Here is a 16,069-nt window from a genome sequence, read left to right as displayed (position 1 = left end):
CATTCGCCGGTGGGATGACATCAGCCATCCCACCGGCAACACGACAGCTTACTTGTCGAGGACCAGCTTCCAGCTGGTCAGGGAGCCGGTATCACGGCTATAGACATCCTGCGCAGTCAGCGTCCAGGCCCCGGTCAGTCCATTGAACTGACTGGCGCTGATGCTTGCGGTATAGGTCTTGCTGCCACGACTACTGTCCCGACCGTTGTTGTTTTTCACAATCACCGATCGTCCACCCTTGCTTAAGGTCAGCCTGACATCGCCCTGATAGGTATGGTCGATGGTCACTGACACAGTCGCGGAGCTGGCCGCAGGTGCGTCTGCTGGCACAGTGATCTGGCTGGTTACCGAGCCGCGATCCGGAATGGCCTGTGACGTTGTATTCGCATACTCGTACTGCGAATTACCACCGCCAGAGTCGTCGCCGACTTCCAGGAAGGCCGCAGAAACAGCACCCCAGTTCCCCGCAGCATCGCGCGCTCGAACGAAGACTGTGTGCTTGCCCTCGCTCAACCCGCTGGTATCAATGCTGCCGGTAAGCTCTTCGGTGCCCTCATCGAAGCGCCCATCAGTACTGGCAAGTGCCACAGGCTCGGCACCGGCTTTCCATGGTGGCACATCGATATAATACTCCGCCTGTGCGATAGCCTGGACGGGCTCCCTGCCGTTCCGGCTGCTGAAGCGTGTGTCTGTGGCACTGGCTGCAAGTGTAGCCGCCGAGCCATTGACCGAAAGGCTGACACTCGTGACGTCGGGACCTGCGGGTGTGAGATAAGGCGTGCGGACGACCTTCGCCGCGTAGATAAGTGCGCGCAGGTTGTCTGGCTTGATCTTGCCATCATACACCGAGCAGCTCTGGAAGAAGTCTGTGCCGAGTTCGAAGGTATACGCGGCCACGCCGAGCTCCCCGTAACTCACACCATCGCTGGTGCCGTCGGTGGGATATAGACCAATGGATTGCTGCGGCGTATAGCCGTTGAACCAGGCGAACTTACGACCCAGTGTCTGCAGAGCCTGGCCGTTAGGTGCAGCTGTACTGGTATCGCCCCACGGCCACAGCACGAGTTCGCTGTAACTGTGAATATCGAGGTGAATACCGCTGGTGTCTGCCGGCGCCGCATCGTTCTTGCCAGAGCCGCGGCGGTCAGGGAAGATGCTGCGGACATAGCTCTCGATGGCCTGCGTTTCCGGCTCAGAACCAGGTCGCGGTCCTCGGTAGGTGTCGTTGCACTGATCACCACTGGAGCCATTGGCACTGTTCCAGCCGAAGGTGAAGTTGCGGTTCAGGTCAGCGCCGCGCTTGTTGCTGGTCGAGCCGCAGTAATTCTGGTTGGTGTTCTTGCGCCAGAGGATGCCGGTTTCAGCCTTTTTTCGGCCATCGGGATTGGTATGCAGCATGAGGTGCACTTCATGATGATCCAGGATCCAGGTGATATCGGCGTCAGTGCCGTAGCCACTGAGCAGGGTGCGAGCGAAGTCCAGCGTCAGGGGCGCAGTGGTAAACTCACGGGCATGGATGGCACTGTTGATGAACAGTATCGGCTTTTGACCGCCTGTACTCCGGTTTGTCAGCTTGAGCACGCGGATATCGTGCCCACCAAGCCCCTGGTTTTTTTCCCACGAATTACCGACGTCAATCCATGTCGCCAGATTCGGGTAAGTCGCCACCATATCTCCAGCGACAGCGAATGTTTCTTCTACGGTCTCGTAGCACTCATAACCAGGGATGCCGCGCAGTGCAACGTCCTGGGCTATCATGGCACCGTCGCCGGAAGATCTGAGCTCCTGCCGCAGCTGAGTCATTTCCTGCATGGTCGTGAGGACCTGATTGCGTTTCTCGACCCATTCAGTGGCCGGCTCAAAGGTGAAACCGAATCGGCTCAGCTTGGCCTGCTCTCGCTCGTTCAGTTCCATAACGAGATAACCCTCGTCATAGTTCGACGCCAAGAGATTGGCGTGGAACGAGATTGCGGCTTTCCGTGCGAGTTTGAGGTTTGGAAAATGAACCTTGTACACCGTATCGGCGGCGGCCATTTCCTGTGCAGCGAGTTGTGCTACGTCATCCTGATGCGCCAAGGCGGACATCGGCGCTGCGGCGCCGGCCGCGATCGCCATGATGATGAGGCTGAGGGGGCGTAATCGAGCTTTTTTCATTATAGTAGTCTCTTGTGAAGGCTTTGCTCCTGGTCGGAGCACGTGGATAAAACCCCTTGTGGGGCAGAACCACCATTGGCACCCTGAAAGCCTTCGTAGAAGAAACCACTCAATTCTTGCTAACTGCCTAAAGGCCGATTCGGCTATTCGGGACGTAAACCCAGCCGTCAGCGACTTCGCCACTGGCTTGAACAAACGAGAATTCGGCTCAGTTATCGCTGCCAGGCGATTGATGGCTCTATTAATTATCGTTCATTCTAGGGTCTATTATTAACGGCTCCAGTTGTCAAAAACAACAAAAACACAAGCGCAGGTCCAGGTATGCCCAACAGCTCTCATTTTCGAATTTCTGGTCCGCTTGCGTTCGTAGCGCTCACGGCTCTCAGTGCCCCAGCGCAGACGGGATCTAAACATAGCAAGACCGAATCAGCGGCGGCCTGCTCGGACCCTCAACTGCAGGCCGCCGCTGACGATTTTCGAGAACTTCGCACTACTCCAGGCCATTTCGATGGCGCAGGCTGGCGTCCGGAGGTCGACGCTTATGACGGCAAAAAGCACAAGCTGATGCAGAAGCTGGCCAAAGATGCCATCGAACGTGAACTCAGTGTCGACTGCCTGCTCAGACTGCTCGGCAAAGCCGATGAGCAAATGGCGGGTGGTTCCGCTGGCGGGACTGCCTTGCTGAGTCAGGTAGAATGGCAGACGGGGCAGGCAACGCAGGCTGGTGAGCTACTCATTTACAACTGGCGCGGACGGCATGACCGCCTGGTGTTCCTGGCTATCGACGACAAGCTGCTGGCCAGCGGTTGGGCGCTGGCCTACGAATAGGCTCTGCTCTTCGCTAACTCCCTATCCTGTCCGGCTCATGAAATCGGGTCCAGAAACATTGTAGAATCAGCCCTCTACAGTTTTAATGTTGTGATGGAATTCACGGAACTTTTGAGGAAGGCAGGCATGTCAGCATTGGGCGTTGTAAAGGAAGTCATTCAGCAATCACTGCCTGGAGCGAAAATAGACAGCGATACAGCTTTCAGTCAGGACGTCGAAGGTTGCGCTTTCGCGCTGCATATCAGTCACAGCAACTATGAATTCGTGGCAGTGATGGACAGGAACAAGATGTGCTGGTTGCTTGGACTGGAAAATGATTACTTCGATTGCGAGTTCGACTTCGACAGACTGAGCGCAAAGTCCCTGGCTCATCACCTTCGCTCGGCTGCGGCGAGAACTGAGTGCATGCCTGCCTGAATACTGCTTCAGCTGGCGCCGGTCACAGGCTGTCCAGGAGCGTCAGTAGCCTCTGGCTATCCACAGGCTTGACGAGATGTTCAGCGAATCCCGCCTGTTTGCTGCGCAGCTTGTCATGAGCCTGACCGAAGCCTGACAGCGCGATGAGCCGGCAGGCGCCGTCGGTGTCCAAACTGCGCAGGCGCAGAGCCAGATCGTAGCCGTCCATGCCTGGCAAGGCGATATCGAGGATGGCAACATCGAAACTTTCTCGAGCAAAAATCTCTTGCGCCTGAGCCGGATCGTAGGCGATGGCGACATGGTATCCATGCATGCCCAGCAAGTCGGCAAGCGCTTCAACGGCATCCCGATTGTCATCGACCACGAGAATACGACGATGCCGGTTGTCAACATATGGCCTGCTTTCAGCCAGCGCCGTATCTCCGGCTTGCCCCTGCAGCTGCAGGGGTAAGCTCACAGTAAACGTGCTGCCCTGCCCTTCGCCATTACTTTCCGCCCAAACCCGGCCCCCGTGCAGGTGCACCAGATTCCTAACCAGCGCAAGGCCAATACCCAGGCCACCTTCGGCCCGGTCGACACTGCGCCTTCCCTGGACGAACAGCTCGAATATATCCGGCAAGAGTGCGGCGGAGATACCGACGCCATTGTCTTCGACGATGATGATGAGCTCTGCAGCTGTGGCAAGCGCCCGGAGCTGAACATCTCCGCCCTCAGGCGTGTATCGCGAGGCATTGGTCAAGAGATTGGCCACGACCTGTGCCATCCGCGCCGGATCGCCACGCCAGACCATACTCGGCACATCAACCTTGAGGCGTTGATTCTTCTTCTCAAACAGGTCCGCTGCCATTTCTACAGCTCTGCCAAGCATCTCCCGCAGGTCCACTGTCTCGACTCTCAGCTCAAGTTTGCCACGGGTGATCTTGGACACATCGAGCAGATCGTCTACGAGGCGAACGAGGTGGTCGACCTGGCGCCGAATAATGACCTGCTCCTGTTGGACCTCGGGATACTTCAGCTTCATCAATTCCAGTGCAGTTACGATCGGCGTAAGCGGATTACGCAGCTCATGACCCAGCATCGCCAGAAAGTCATCCTTGCTGCGCGAAGCCAGCCGGAGCTCCTCATTCAGACGCTCCGTGGCCCGCCTCGCCAAAACCTGCTCAGTGCTATCCACCATGATGAGCATTACACCATAGACCTGTCCGGCAGCTCGGCGAAGCGGTGTAATATTGCAGGTGAAGTAGCGGTCCTGATCCTGCCCATCCATATGCAGGCAAACAGGCATCTCGCTTGAGACCCCGGACCGGCCGGTTTCAAGGACGGACTGAAGTGCAGCTCTTACTGCGGTGTCGACCAACTCGGGATAGACATCATCGAAACGGTGACCCAGCAGGTCGTTGCGACCGACGATCTCACAATAGGCGCGGTTTGCGAGCTGATAGACCAGTGAATCACCGACCAGCACAGCAGTCCCGAGCGAGGCATCGAGCAACGACGAACTCAGGTCAGCAGCGGAAAATTGCGTAGTATTGGCGATTTCAGACTCGCAGTATTCGGGCACAAGGTCCGCAAGGGGCTCCTCGCGAATACTAGTCAGCGGCACAGCCGAGGCGTCAGCGCTATTGGATGGAGATCTCGGCATAACACTCATTATCTAGCGGCGACGATACGCGAGTATGAAGACAAAGGTCTGACGCAGCACTAAACTGCCTTTATAAAGCCGCCGAGGCTTGAACGTGTCGCCCTGGATGTGGTGACCAGAAACACAGCCTTTCGAAGTAGGACCCAAGCGTGGCAAGCGATTTACACGAGGCGAGATTGGCGGGGGTCGTGCAGGCACTTGTCAAAAGCGGTGCTAGCAGGGTGCTTGACCTTGGTTGCGGCAGCGGAGAGCTGCTTATCGAGCTGCGCGCGCAAGTACAGTTCAACCGACTGCTCGGCATCGATATTGATGAACAGGCGCTTGCAGAGGCGCGTCTCAATCTCGGGCTGGACCTACTGAACCCCGACAGGCGACTGCACGTCTGCTATGGCTCGTTCGAAGACGCTGACCATCGCTTGCTGGGCTTCAATGCAGCCGTAATGCTCGAAACGATCGAGCACGTTGAACCCTCACGGCTATCGCGCGTCGAGCAGACCGTCTTCCGCGCTTATGACGTCGACACGGTGATCATCACCACGCCAAACCAGGAGTACAATGTGCTACACGGCATGCTACCGCAGCAGCGCCGTCACCCTGGCCACCATTTCGAATGGACCAGGCTACAGTTCAACAACTGGGCCGACGGCGTGGCCAGGCGCCACGGCTATCGGGTCGAATTTTCAGGACTCGGCCCACCGGATGTCCTGCGTGGTTCCTCCACTCAGATGGCTGTGTTCAGCCGATGTGAGCCGTAGCAGAACAGGAATTTTCAGCCAGGCCTACACTGTCTATAGCCACCTGATTGTGATAGACTTCGCCGCTCATATTCTCCGTGGATTAACATCCGTTAATATTACTCTCAGGGCGTCTCTCTTGAAGATCACTCCACCTTAGTACCTAGCCCGCCCCCAGCATTTCAACGCCGAATGCAACCCGAGCCAGCATTGCCCGTGGCACGCACGCTGACGCCTTTTTGAGCGATCAGAGCGCGTCGCTGTCTCGTTTACTCAATTCTTTCTGTCCGGTAGTCCAATGACTCAAACTGTTTCTTCTGGCTTTGTTCGCAATTTCCTGGGCAACGCACCTGTGTGGTACAAGCAGGTCATCGTGCTCTTCCTGATCGCCAACCCGATCATCCTGTGGTCGCTCGGCCCCGTGGTCGCAGGCTGGCTGCTAGTCGCCGAATTCATCTTCACGCTAGCCATGGCGCTCAAATGCTACCCCTTGCTCCCGGGCGGGCTGCTGGCCGTTGAAGCACTCCTGATTGGCCTTGCGACACCTGAAGCCGTCTATGCGGAGGTCGAAGTCAATCTGCCAGTTATCCTGCTGCTGATGTTCATGGTGGCCGGCATCTACTTCATGAAGGAGTTATTGCTGCTCACTTTTACCCAGCTCCTGCTCGGTATCAGATCAAAGTCGGCGCTGTCGTTGCTGTTCTGTGCGGCGGCCGCATTGCTCTCGGCATTCCTGGACGCACTGACAGTGACAGCCGTCATCATCAGTGTGGCTGTGGGCTTCTATTCGGTCTATCACAAGGTCGCTTCTGGTCGAGGCTATCATGAAGGTCAGCACAACACGCAGAGTGATGACGACGTGATTGAACTGCATCGGGAAGATCTGGTGAACTTCAGAGCCTTCCTGCGTAGTCTGCTCATGCATGGTGCCATCGGCACTGCGCTCGGTGGCGTGGCGACAATGGTTGGGGAGCCGCAGAACCTGCTGATCGCCAAGGTTGTTGGCTGGGATTTTGGCACCTTCTTTCAGCGCGTGGCACCGATCAGCATACCGGTACTGATTGCGGGTCTCCTGACCTGTGTACTGCTCGAGAAGCTGCGCTGGTTTGGTTATGGGGTGCGACTACCAAAGCCTGTGCGACGGGTGCTCGAAGACTTCGCCGACCAGCAACGCAAGAAGCGTACAAAGTCAGATCAGGCGGCTCTTTGGGTACAAGGATTTGCTGCAATTATTCTGGTGCTCGGACTGGCATTCCACCTTGCCGAGGTCGGACTGATCGGCCTGCTCGTCATCATTCTGATCACCTCGTTCACGGGCGTGACGGATGAGCATCAGATTGGCAAGGCTTTCCAGGAGTCACTGCCATTCACCTCACTACTGATCGTGTTTTTCGCAGTTGTCGCGGTTATTCATCAGCAGCATTTGTTCAAGCCAATCATCGACTTCGTATTGGCCCTCCCCGAGGCTCAGCAGCCAGGCATGTTTTTCATCGCCAATGGTGTGCTGTCGATGATCAGTGACAACGTGTTCGTTGCTACTGTGTATATCAGTGAGATTCAGCAGGCCTTTGATGCTGGCACTATTTCACGTGAGCACTTCGAACGCCTCGCCATCGCCATCAATACCGGCACCAATCTGCCCAGCGTTGCGACGCCGAACGGTCAGGCGGCTTTCCTGTTCCTGCTGACTTCTGCCATAGCACCATTGGTCCGGCTCTCATACGGCCGTATGGTCGTGATGGCCTTCCCCTATACCATCGTGATGAGTGGCATAGGGCTGCTAGCGGTGACGAACTTCCTGTAATTCCCTCTGCCTTGAGCGCCGGTCACCCTCGGTAGCTCAAGGCCTGTTCACCTCATGGAGGCTCTATGATTACCGGTATCAGAGCGAACTGGTTTGCCAATATCCGCGGCGATTTGCTTGCGGGTCTCGTCGTTGCCCTCGCCCTCGTTCCAGAGGCGATCGCGTTCTCCATCATCGCCGGCGTCGACCCGAAGGTGGGCCTGTACGCTTCATTCTGTATCGCCGTCGTCATCGCCTTTGTCGGCGGCCGACCCGGCATGATCTCAGCGGCTACCGGTGCGATGGCATTGCTCATGGTCACGCTGGTGAAAGAGCATGGCCTTGAGTACCTGCTGGCGGCCACGCTATTGACCGGAGTGCTGCAGATTATTGCTGGCTACCTCAAGCTCGGGTCACTGATGCGCTTTGTATCCCGCTCTGTGGTGACCGGCTTCGTCAATGCACTGGCCATACTTATCTTCATGGCTCAGTTGCCCGAGCTGACCGGTGTCACCTGGCACGTTTATGCCATGACTGCAGCTGGCCTGGGCATCATCTATCTGTTCCCTTACGTTCCGGTGGTGGGCCGTATCATTCCCTCGCCGCTTATCTGCATCGTTTCACTAACGGTGATTGCCATACTCTTCAATATCGATGTACGGACGGTCGGCGACATGGGAGAACTGCCTGACACCCTGCCGGTCTTCCTCTGGCCAGACGTGCCACTGAATCTGGAGACGCTGATGATCATACTGCCCTACGCAGTCGGACTCACCGTAGTCGGCCTGCTGGAATCAATGATGACAGCCACCATCGTGGATGATCTTACCGATACCACAAGCGACCGGAATCGGGAATGCAAGGGCCAGGGTATCGCCAACATTGGTGCAGGACTCCTCGGCGGCATGGCAGGCTGCGCCATGATTGGCCAATCGATTATCAATATCAAATCAGGGGGACGAACCCGCCTCTCAACACTGTCAGCCGGGGTCTTTCTACTGATCATGATTCTTGTGCTGGATGCGTGGCTGGTACAGATTCCGATGGCCGCACTGGTGGCCGTCATGATCATGGTATCCATCGGCACCTTTAGTTGGGAGTCGATTCGTAACCTGCGTGAGCATCCGCTCTCGACGAATATTGTAATGGTGGTGACCGTCGCCGTGGTTGTGGCTACGCACAATCTCGCCTTCGGTGTGCTGGCGGGTGTCCTGCTTGCAGCGCTGTTCTTCGCCAACAAGATTGGCCATTACATGGCTGTGACCTCCGATTCCGACGAAGCCACCGACACGCGCACCTATCGCGTCGTCGGTCAGATTTTTTTCAGTTCATCGGAAAAGTTCGTGGCAGGGTTCGATTTCAAGGAAGCCGTCGATAATGTCGTCATCGATCTCTGCGGCGCGCATTTCTGGGATATCACCGCAGTTGCCGCGCTCGACAAAGTCGTGGTGAAATTCAGGCGGGAGGGCGCCGATGTGGTCGTGGTCGGCTTGAATGAGGCCAGCGCGACGATCGTCGATCGTTTTGGTGTTCATGACAAGCCAGATGCTGTAGACAAGCTGATGGGACACTAAGCATGACACTCAACACTGGAAGCGAGGTTGAAATGCAACAAATCATCGCCTGTATCGATGGATCGAGCGCCGTACCGGCTGTTTGTGAATATGCCGCCTGGGCGAGCCTGCGCAGTCAGGCCCCGGTCATGCTCCTGCACGTGCTCGACGAAGCGCATTATCCGGAGGAACCGGATCTGGCAGGCAATATCGGACTTGGCAGCCGGGAGCATCTGCTGAAGGAACTGGCCGAGCTGGACCAGAAGCGCAGCAGACTGGCGCTCGAACATGGCCATCATCTGCTGGACGAGGCTGAAGCACGTGTCCAAGCCGTCGGCGTGAGCGATGTGCATAAGCGTCAGCGTCATGGCGACCTGCCGGAGTCGGTCCTGGCCCTGGAGAAAGAAACACTGCTCTTCGTCATGGGTCTGCGCGGTGAAAATAGCGCCGGCCAGGACAGACACATAGGTAGTCAGCTGGAGACGGTCATCCGCAAGGTGCATCGGCCGGTGCTGCTGGTACCGGACCAGTATGAGGCGCCGCAAAGCGCCATGCTCGCTTTCGATGGTAGTGCGACGGCGTTCAGAGGTGTGCAGTTGCTTGCTGACAATCCCGTGTTCACCAATATGCCGCTCCATATCGTCATGGTTGGCGCAGAATCCACTGAACACTGGGCACAGCTGACCCGCGCCAAGGACCTGCTGTCGCCACTTGGCGGCGAGATTCAGCTGGCCATTCGTGAAGGCGACGTCGAGCAAACGCTGCACACCTATCAGACAGAGCACGATATCGACCTCATGCTGATCGGCGCCTACGGGCACTCACGAATCAGGCAGTTTCTGGTCGGTAGCACCACAACTCCATGTTGAGAACTGCGACAAAGCCGCTACTGGTGCTGCGCTAACAGCATCACACCCAAGCGTAGCGGCGTGTCGGAGGGGCTGGTTAGTGCGCCATGGCGCGACTGCGCTGGACTGCCTGCGCCAGCTTCTGCGGCTTCATGAGTGCGTACACCGCCGGAATAACGAAGAGCGACAACAGCGGTGCTGTGAGCATGCCCCCGACCATGGGGGCAGCAATCCGCTGCATGGTCTCGCCGCCCACGCCGGTGCCGATCAGTATCGGAAACAGGCCCGCCAGGATGGTCGCCACAGTCATCGCCTTCGGCCGTATCCGTAAAGCTGCCCCCTCGATCAGGGCGTTCCTCAGGTCACCCGGCGTATGCATCTGCCCAAGATCATGATGGCGTGCGACAGCCTGATCCAGATACACGACCATAATAACGCCAAATTCAGCGGCAAGTCCTGCCAGAGCAATGAAGCCTACGCCACTGGCAATCGAAAAGTTGTGCCCCAGGATATAGAGCAGCCAGATGCCACCGATCAGTGCGAAGGGCAAGGTGGCCAGGATGAGAACGGCCGGCCCGATTCGCTTGAACGCCATGAAGAGCAGCACGAAGATGATGCCCAGCGTCATCGGCACGACCCAGCTGAGTCGTTTCGAAGCCCGCTCGAAATACTCGAACTGTCCTGACCAGGCGATGGAGTAGCCAGGTGGCAGCTGCATCTCCTCGGCCAGTAGCGCCCTGGCCTCTTTGACAAAGCCTCCGAGATCGCGATCCCTCAAATCCACGTAAACCCACACCGCAGGCCGTGCGTTTTCACTCTTGATCATCGAGGGGCCGTCGGACACCGCAATTTTTGCCACGCTGCCGAGACTGACCGTCGCACCTGAGCTGGTAACCAGGGGTAGATCCTGCAGATCCGAGACAGAGTCACGCAGCTCGCGGGGATAGCGGATATTGATTGGGAAGCGCTGTAAGCCATCGATCTGCTCACTGATATTCTGGCCACCCACGGCCGTAGCGATGACGCTCTGAATATCGGCAATATTCAGACCGTATCTGGCGGCAGCAATCCGATCTATCGTCACGTCGATAAAGCGCCCACCGGTGACCCTATCGGCAATCGCCGATGTGACGCCCCGGAGGTCGCGGGTCAACTGTTCTGCCCGTGCCCCAAGCTTTGCAAGTACATCCAGATCCGGACCGGAGATCTTGATCCCGACGGGGCTCTTGATGCCGGTCGCGAGCATATCGATGCGGTTCCGGATTGGCTGGACCCACACGTTCGCCATGCCCGGAATCTTCAGGCGCTGGTCAAGCTCTTCGACCAGCTTTTCCGGAGTCATCCCTGGCCGCCACTGGTCTCGGGGCTTGAACTGAATGGTCGTTTCGAACATTTCCAGCGGTGCAGGATCAGTGGCTGTTTCCGCACGGCCGGCCTTGCCGAATACCGTTTTCACTTCCGGCACCGTCTTGATCAGCCGATCGGTAATCTGCAGCAACTCACTGGCCTTCGCGGCCGACATGCCAGGGAAAGCCGTCGGCATATACAGAAGGTCCCCCTCGTTCAACGGCGGCATGAACTCGGTGCCGAGCTTACTGAGTGGGTACACGGTGACCACCACCGCCAGCACCGCTACAACGAGCGTGCTTCGTGGATGCTTGAGCACCCCCGTCAACACGGGCCTGTACACCGCCACCAGGAATCGATTTACAGGATTCTGGTCCTCCGAACGAATTCGGCCGCGAATGAACATCACCATCAACACCGGGATCAGTGTGACTGATAGGCCAGCTGCGGCAGCCATGGCATAGGTTTTGGTGTAAGCCAGTGGCGCGAACAGTCGACCTTCCTGTGCTTCCAGGGTAAAGACCGGCACAAATGACAAGGTGATGATGAGCAGACTGAAAAACAGCGCTGGCCCCACTTCCGCTGCTGCCTGGGTGAGCACCTTGATACGGGCCGGATTATCCGGCTCACCATGGGACAGACGGTAGCTTTCGAGTTTCTTGTGCGCGTTCTCGATCATGACGATCGCCGCATCGACCATGGCCCCGATAGCGATCGCGATACCGCCGAGTGACATGATATTGGCGTTGATGCCCTGGTAGTACATGACGATGAAAGACATGAGCACACCCAGCGGCAGCGCCACGATAGCGACGAGGGCCGAGCGAAGGTGGAACAGGAAGATCAGGCATACCAGGCCAACGACAATGAACTCTTCAACCAGCTTTTCCAGCAGGTTGCTTACAGCGCTTTCGATGAGTCCGGAGCGATCGTAGACAGTCACCACCTCGACACCTTCAGGCAGGCTGCGTTTGAGGACCTCGAGCCTCGACTTCACCTGCTCTATCACCTCCAGGGCGTTGCCACCCATGCGCATCACCACGATGCCGCCGACTACCTCCCCCTCGCCATTGAGTTCAGCGATGCCACGGCGCATTTCTGGCCCCACCTGGATACGGGCGACGTCGCCGAGCAGCACCGGTGTGCCGCCCTCTCCCAGATCGACGGGTATGTTGCGGAAATCTTCCAGAGTCTCGAGGTAACCATGCGCGCGAACCATGTATTCGGCTTCAGCGATCTCGATGACAGCGCCACCCGTTTCCTGGTTTGCAGCCTTGACGGCTGCAATCACCTTGTTCAACGGCAAACCGTGCAGTCTCAGGCGCTCGGGATCGACCTGTATCTGATACTGTTTGACCATTCCGCCAAGCGTGGCCACTTCGGAGACACCGGGTACGCTCTTGAGCTCATACTTGAGGAACCAGTCCTGTAGCGCGCGCAGCTGGGAAATGTCCTGGGTTCCGCCTCGGTCTACGAGCGCATACTCGTAGACCCAGCCTACCCCCGTGGCGTCAGGCCCGAGAGATGGTTCGGCGGCTTCCGGCAGCGTTCCCCGCACCTGGCTGAGATATTCCAGCACTCGTGAGCGCGCCCAGTACAGGTCGGTGTCGTCATCAAACAGGACATAGACATAGGAATCGCCGAAGAACGAGTAGCCGCGTACCGTCTTCACGCCAGGCACTGACAGCATCGTGGTAGTCAGCGGATAGGTCACCTGATTCTCCACGATCTGCGGCGCCTGACCCGGAAACGGGGTACGCACGATGACCTGCACGTCAGAAAGGTCCGGGATGGCATCGAGCGGTGTGCGCAAGGCTGAGAAGAGACCCCAGGCGGTCAGTAGCGCCGTGGCGATCAGCACCAGCAGCCGGTTATGGATAGACCAGCGAATGAGCGCTTCGATCATGAGTCATCCTCCACCAGCGTTATTTCTTCGATCACGTAGTCGTCACCTTCCGGCTCGCCTTTCATCGTGAAGGTGACCTGGGCGTCCGGTTCCACGCCATGCAGGGCATGCGGGTCCCGTAGCTTGAAGGGCATGGTCATTGCCGGCCACTGCAGGCTGGGTATAGGTTCGTGAGTAAGCGTCACCAGGCCGGAGCCCATGTCGTACGCCTCGACCGTCCCCCGGCCGCGATGCAGCGCGTCAGCCGCCTGCTCAAAACTGCCAGCTGACTTCGCTGGAGACTCGGTGGCCTCTTCTCCGCCAGACTCAAGTTTCGCCAGCATGCCACTGAGCGAGGCTTCGGAGTCCAGCAGAAACTGACCGGAGACCACGACGCGCTCGCCTGCCTTCACGCCCTCCAGAATCTCGGTCTGCTCACCTCGCTGCTGACCAGTCTTCACTATCGCTGGACTGAAGCTGTCGTCGACCTGAAGCATGACAAGGCTGCGTTCGCCAGTCTGTATGACCGCCTCCGATGGCACCCAGACAGCTTTGTATTCACCTGCGACGATACTGGCTTCGGCATACATCCCCGGCTTGAGCCGGCCCGCCTCATTGTCAAGCACCACACGCACAGGCACTGTTCTCGTGCTGGTGTTCACGCTGGGGTAGATGTAGTCAACCGTTCCGTCAAAACTGCGGTCCGGGTAGGCTGGCACAATGACATCAACCCGTTCGGCGCCCTCCACACGACCAAGCTGACGTTCAGGCACTTCGAGACTCAGCCAGACTGTACTGAGGTCAACGATTTCGAACAGCGTATCGCCGGGCTGAACTGTGGAGCCTTCGCGAATTCCAAGCTTCTGAACAATGCCTTCGCTGGGTGCATAAATACCAATTCGATCGCTGGTCTTGCCAGAGTGTTCCAGTCGCTGAATCTCTTCTGCGGTCATACCCAGCAAGCGCAGGCGCGAGCGCGCCGCCTGGCGAATCTGTGCAAGCCCCTCGAGCCCCTGCAGTTTTGACAGGGCGAGCAGCTCTTCCTGCGCGGCAAGCAATTCGGGAGCATAGACCTCGGCCAGCTTTTCACCCTTGCGTACCGGGTCGCCTTCAGCACGTACAAGCAGCTTTTCAATGAAGCCTGCCACGCGGTTGTGCACCATCTCGATCGCGCGTTCGTTGGGCTGTATTTCGCCCACTGCTCGAACGGTGTCCGTGTAGCTTTCCTGCACCGCAGGCGCGGTTCGTATACCGAGATTCTGCCGGGTCTGCGGCGAAACACTGATACCGCCTTCGGCCACCGTGTCTGCGTACTTGGGCACCAGTTTCATATCCATGAACGGCGACTGCCCCGGCTCGTCGAAGCGATGCTGTGGCACCATCGGATCGTGCCAGTACAGCACCTCGCGACCACTATCGTCCTGTACGACACCGTTGATAGTGCCATCGCCACCCGTCTGTCCGGTAGCGCTGGCAGACTCGGTGGTCCTGCCTGGTTCACCGTCCCGGCCGAACCAGTCCTTGCCGAAGGTCATGGCAATAACAGCGACTGCCAAAAGTAGAATGATCGTCGAAACGATGCCTGCCTTAGTTCGCGACATGGCTGAATCCTCCGTGGTAGTGGGCAAGGTGAACCAGTGCAAGGGCTCGGGCCACACGGGCATCGAGCGCTTCCAGTTGCATTTCGAGCAGGCTGCGCCGTGCCTTCCAGATTTCGGCAAGAGACTGACGTGCAGCCCGATAGCCGACCCCGGCTGTGTCAACCTGCGCTTTGGCGGCTGGCAGCAAGACAGTTTCGTAGTTGTCCACCCGCGCACTGGCCACCTCCCATGCGCTCCAGGCCTCCAACAACTGAGCCTGCAGTCGCTGGCGAATATCTTCAGTGCCGAAACGGGCCTGTTCAGCGAGCGCCGTCTTTTCGGCGAATCGTCGGTCTTGCCTCTGCGCCTGACGCCAAGGCAGGTCAATGCTGAACTGCACCGTCAGTAGGTCTGCCCGATCCTGGAATCGCTTGCCATACATCACTTCCCAGCTCCAGTCGGACTGTGACGACACTGCCGCCAACTCGGCTTCGAATCTCGACGCCTTTTCGACCGCCCGTCCGACCAGCACATCAGGGTGCTCCGAGAGCTGTCGCTGAAGCGCGGACAGACTCGGCGGCGCAGGCATTTCCGGCAGCTCGTCAGGCAATTGCGCATTCGGCACCGGGCCAAGCCACCTGGCCAGCGCCGCACGCGCAATCCGCTCCTGACCCTGGGCCTTGAGCAGACGGTCTTGTGTGAATGCGGCCATGGTTTGCAGTGCGAAGACCGCATCAGCACTCGCGGCTGAACTCGCCAGCTGTTGCTGCAACACAGACTGCTCTGACTGCAGCTCCTTGCGGATGGCTGCGATCAGCTTCTGCTGCTGCACGGCCTGATAGAGCTGCAGCCACTGCATCGCCACTGCCTGCTCAATATCGAGAGCGAGCTCAACACCAGCTGCACTCCATCGCTCGGCTTCAGCGCGGGAGCGTGCTGCAGCCGCTTCACGCTTGTCCGCCCGCACCATCTCCTGGGAGAAGCCAATCGTCGTCATGGTCATGTCGACCGCACCAATGTCATAGCTGTCAGTGCCGGTAACAGGCAGGTTCTGCACACCCAGCTTCAGTGATGGATCAGGCAGCTCGGCATCAGCCACAGCAGACTCGCGCGCGGCGAGCGCGGCCTGTTCAAGTGCAGAGAGTGACGGTTGCCGTTGTAATGCCTGCTCGATGGCCTCACGCATCTGCAAAGGCTGGGCGCACAGCAGTGCAGTCTGACCAAACAGCCAGGCAGCAAGACAGGTTTTCAGGGGTAATCGTGAAACGGGCACGATGTAAATCTCCGTAAACGCAAAT

General features: G+C 58.0%; 11 protein-coding genes. 6 read left to right on the top strand and 5 right to left on the bottom strand.

The window, feature by feature from the left end; translation table 11 throughout:
• Positions 1 to 48 precede the first annotated feature (48 nt).
• On the bottom strand, positions 49 to 2,154 hold the full coding sequence (locus tag ACH3PB_RS06085; RefSeq protein ID WP_416398567.1) for a M14 family zinc carboxypeptidase: 2,106 nt from the start codon (positions 2,152 to 2,154) through the stop codon (positions 49 to 51).
• Positions 2,155 to 2,475: 321 nt separating this feature from the next.
• On the opposite strand from ACH3PB_RS06085, the gene ACH3PB_RS06080 reads away from it, so the two are divergent.
• Both ACH3PB_RS06080 and ACH3PB_RS06075 read left to right on the top strand, forming a co-directional pair.
• On the top strand, positions 2,476 to 2,982 hold the full coding sequence (locus ACH3PB_RS06080) for a hypothetical protein (protein WP_416398566.1): 507 nt from the start codon (positions 2,476 to 2,478) through the stop codon (positions 2,980 to 2,982).
• A 126-nt stretch (positions 2,983 to 3,108) separates the two neighbouring features.
• Complete coding sequence (locus tag ACH3PB_RS06075) at positions 3,109 to 3,399, top strand: hypothetical protein (RefSeq protein WP_416398565.1); 291 nt, start codon at positions 3,109 to 3,111, stop codon at positions 3,397 to 3,399.
• A gap of 22 nt (positions 3,400 to 3,421) precedes the next feature.
• Here ACH3PB_RS06075 and ACH3PB_RS06070 read toward each other — a convergent pair whose 3' ends face one another.
• The gene (locus ACH3PB_RS06070) at positions 3,422 to 5,041 is read right to left on the bottom strand and encodes an ATP-binding protein (protein ID WP_416398564.1); all 1,620 of its coding nucleotides are present in this window, start codon (positions 5,039 to 5,041) and stop codon (positions 3,422 to 3,424) included.
• A 149-nt stretch (positions 5,042 to 5,190) separates the two neighbouring features.
• On the opposite strand from ACH3PB_RS06070, the gene ACH3PB_RS06065 reads away from it, so the two are divergent.
• The 4 genes from ACH3PB_RS06065 (at position 5,191) to ACH3PB_RS06050 (ending at position 9,980) form a co-directional block, all read left to right on the top strand.
• The gene (locus ACH3PB_RS06065; RefSeq protein WP_416398563.1) at positions 5,191 to 5,796 is read left to right on the top strand and encodes a methyltransferase domain-containing protein; all 606 of its coding nucleotides are present in this window, start codon (positions 5,191 to 5,193) and stop codon (positions 5,794 to 5,796) included.
• A gap of 277 nt (positions 5,797 to 6,073) precedes the next feature.
• Positions 6,074 to 7,579 carry a sodium/proton antiporter NhaB gene (gene nhaB / locus ACH3PB_RS06060; protein WP_416398562.1) on the top strand — a complete coding sequence of 502 codons (1,506 nt, stop codon included), beginning with the start codon at positions 6,074 to 6,076 and terminating at the stop codon, positions 7,577 to 7,579.
• 65 nt (positions 7,580 to 7,644) lie between these two features.
• Complete coding sequence (locus tag ACH3PB_RS06055; protein WP_416398561.1) at positions 7,645 to 9,132, top strand: SulP family inorganic anion transporter; 1,488 nt, start codon at positions 7,645 to 7,647, stop codon at positions 9,130 to 9,132.
• 2 nt (positions 9,133 to 9,134) lie between these two features.
• Entirely contained in the window at positions 9,135 to 9,980 is an 846-nt protein-coding gene (locus tag ACH3PB_RS06050; protein ID WP_416398560.1) for a universal stress protein, read from the top strand.
• A gap of 76 nt (positions 9,981 to 10,056) precedes the next feature.
• On the opposite strand, the gene ACH3PB_RS06045 is transcribed toward ACH3PB_RS06050, so the two are convergent.
• Genes ACH3PB_RS06045 through ACH3PB_RS06035 form a run of 3 tightly spaced genes read right to left on the bottom strand, consistent with a single transcriptional unit; the run spans position 10,057 to position 16,044 of the window.
• On the bottom strand, positions 10,057 to 13,212 hold the full coding sequence (locus ACH3PB_RS06045) for an efflux RND transporter permease subunit (RefSeq protein ID WP_416398559.1): 3,156 nt from the start codon (positions 13,210 to 13,212) through the stop codon (positions 10,057 to 10,059).
• On the bottom strand, positions 13,209 to 14,792 hold the full coding sequence (locus tag ACH3PB_RS06040) for an efflux RND transporter periplasmic adaptor subunit (RefSeq protein WP_416398558.1): 1,584 nt from the start codon (positions 14,790 to 14,792) through the stop codon (positions 13,209 to 13,211). Before ACH3PB_RS06040 ends, ACH3PB_RS06045 begins: the two co-directional genes overlap by 4 nt.
• On the bottom strand, positions 14,779 to 16,044 hold the full coding sequence (locus ACH3PB_RS06035; protein ID WP_416398557.1) for a TolC family protein: 1,266 nt from the start codon (positions 16,042 to 16,044) through the stop codon (positions 14,779 to 14,781). The genes ACH3PB_RS06040 and ACH3PB_RS06035 overlap by 14 nt, the downstream gene beginning before the upstream one ends.
• Positions 16,045 to 16,069: the final 25 nt, after the last annotated feature.

This window comes from Allohahella sp. A8, from assembly GCF_047946665.1.
In the GTDB taxonomy this organism is placed as follows: domain Bacteria; phylum Pseudomonadota; class Gammaproteobacteria; order Pseudomonadales; family Oleiphilaceae; genus Allohahella.
The sequence above is the reverse complement of the archived record's forward strand: the minus strand, read 5'-3'. Positions and strand labels throughout refer to the sequence as shown.

Bases quoted from the DNA above. Each gene is read 5' to 3' on its own strand.
- ACH3PB_RS06085 (WP_416398567.1), bottom strand. From the start codon at position 2,154: ATGAAAAAAGCTCGATTACGCCCCCTCAGCCTCATCATCATGGCGATC.
- ACH3PB_RS06080 (WP_416398566.1), top strand. From the start codon at position 2,476: ATGCCCAACAGCTCTCATTTTCGAATTTCTGGTCCGCTTGCGTTCGTA.
- ACH3PB_RS06075 (WP_416398565.1), top strand. From the start codon at position 3,109: ATGTCAGCATTGGGCGTTGTAAAGGAAGTCATTCAGCAATCACTGCCT.
- ACH3PB_RS06070 (WP_416398564.1), bottom strand. From the start codon at position 5,041: ATGCCGAGATCTCCATCCAATAGCGCTGACGCCTCGGCTGTGCCGCTG.
- nhaB (WP_416398562.1), top strand. From the start codon at position 6,074: ATGACTCAAACTGTTTCTTCTGGCTTTGTTCGCAATTTCCTGGGCAAC.
- ACH3PB_RS06055 (WP_416398561.1), top strand. From the start codon at position 7,645: ATGATTACCGGTATCAGAGCGAACTGGTTTGCCAATATCCGCGGCGAT.
- ACH3PB_RS06050 (WP_416398560.1), top strand. From the start codon at position 9,135: ATGACACTCAACACTGGAAGCGAGGTTGAAATGCAACAAATCATCGCC.
- ACH3PB_RS06045 (WP_416398559.1), bottom strand. From the start codon at position 13,212: ATGATCGAAGCGCTCATTCGCTGGTCTATCCATAACCGGCTGCTGGTG.
- ACH3PB_RS06040 (WP_416398558.1), bottom strand. From the start codon at position 14,792: ATGTCGCGAACTAAGGCAGGCATCGTTTCGACGATCATTCTACTTTTG.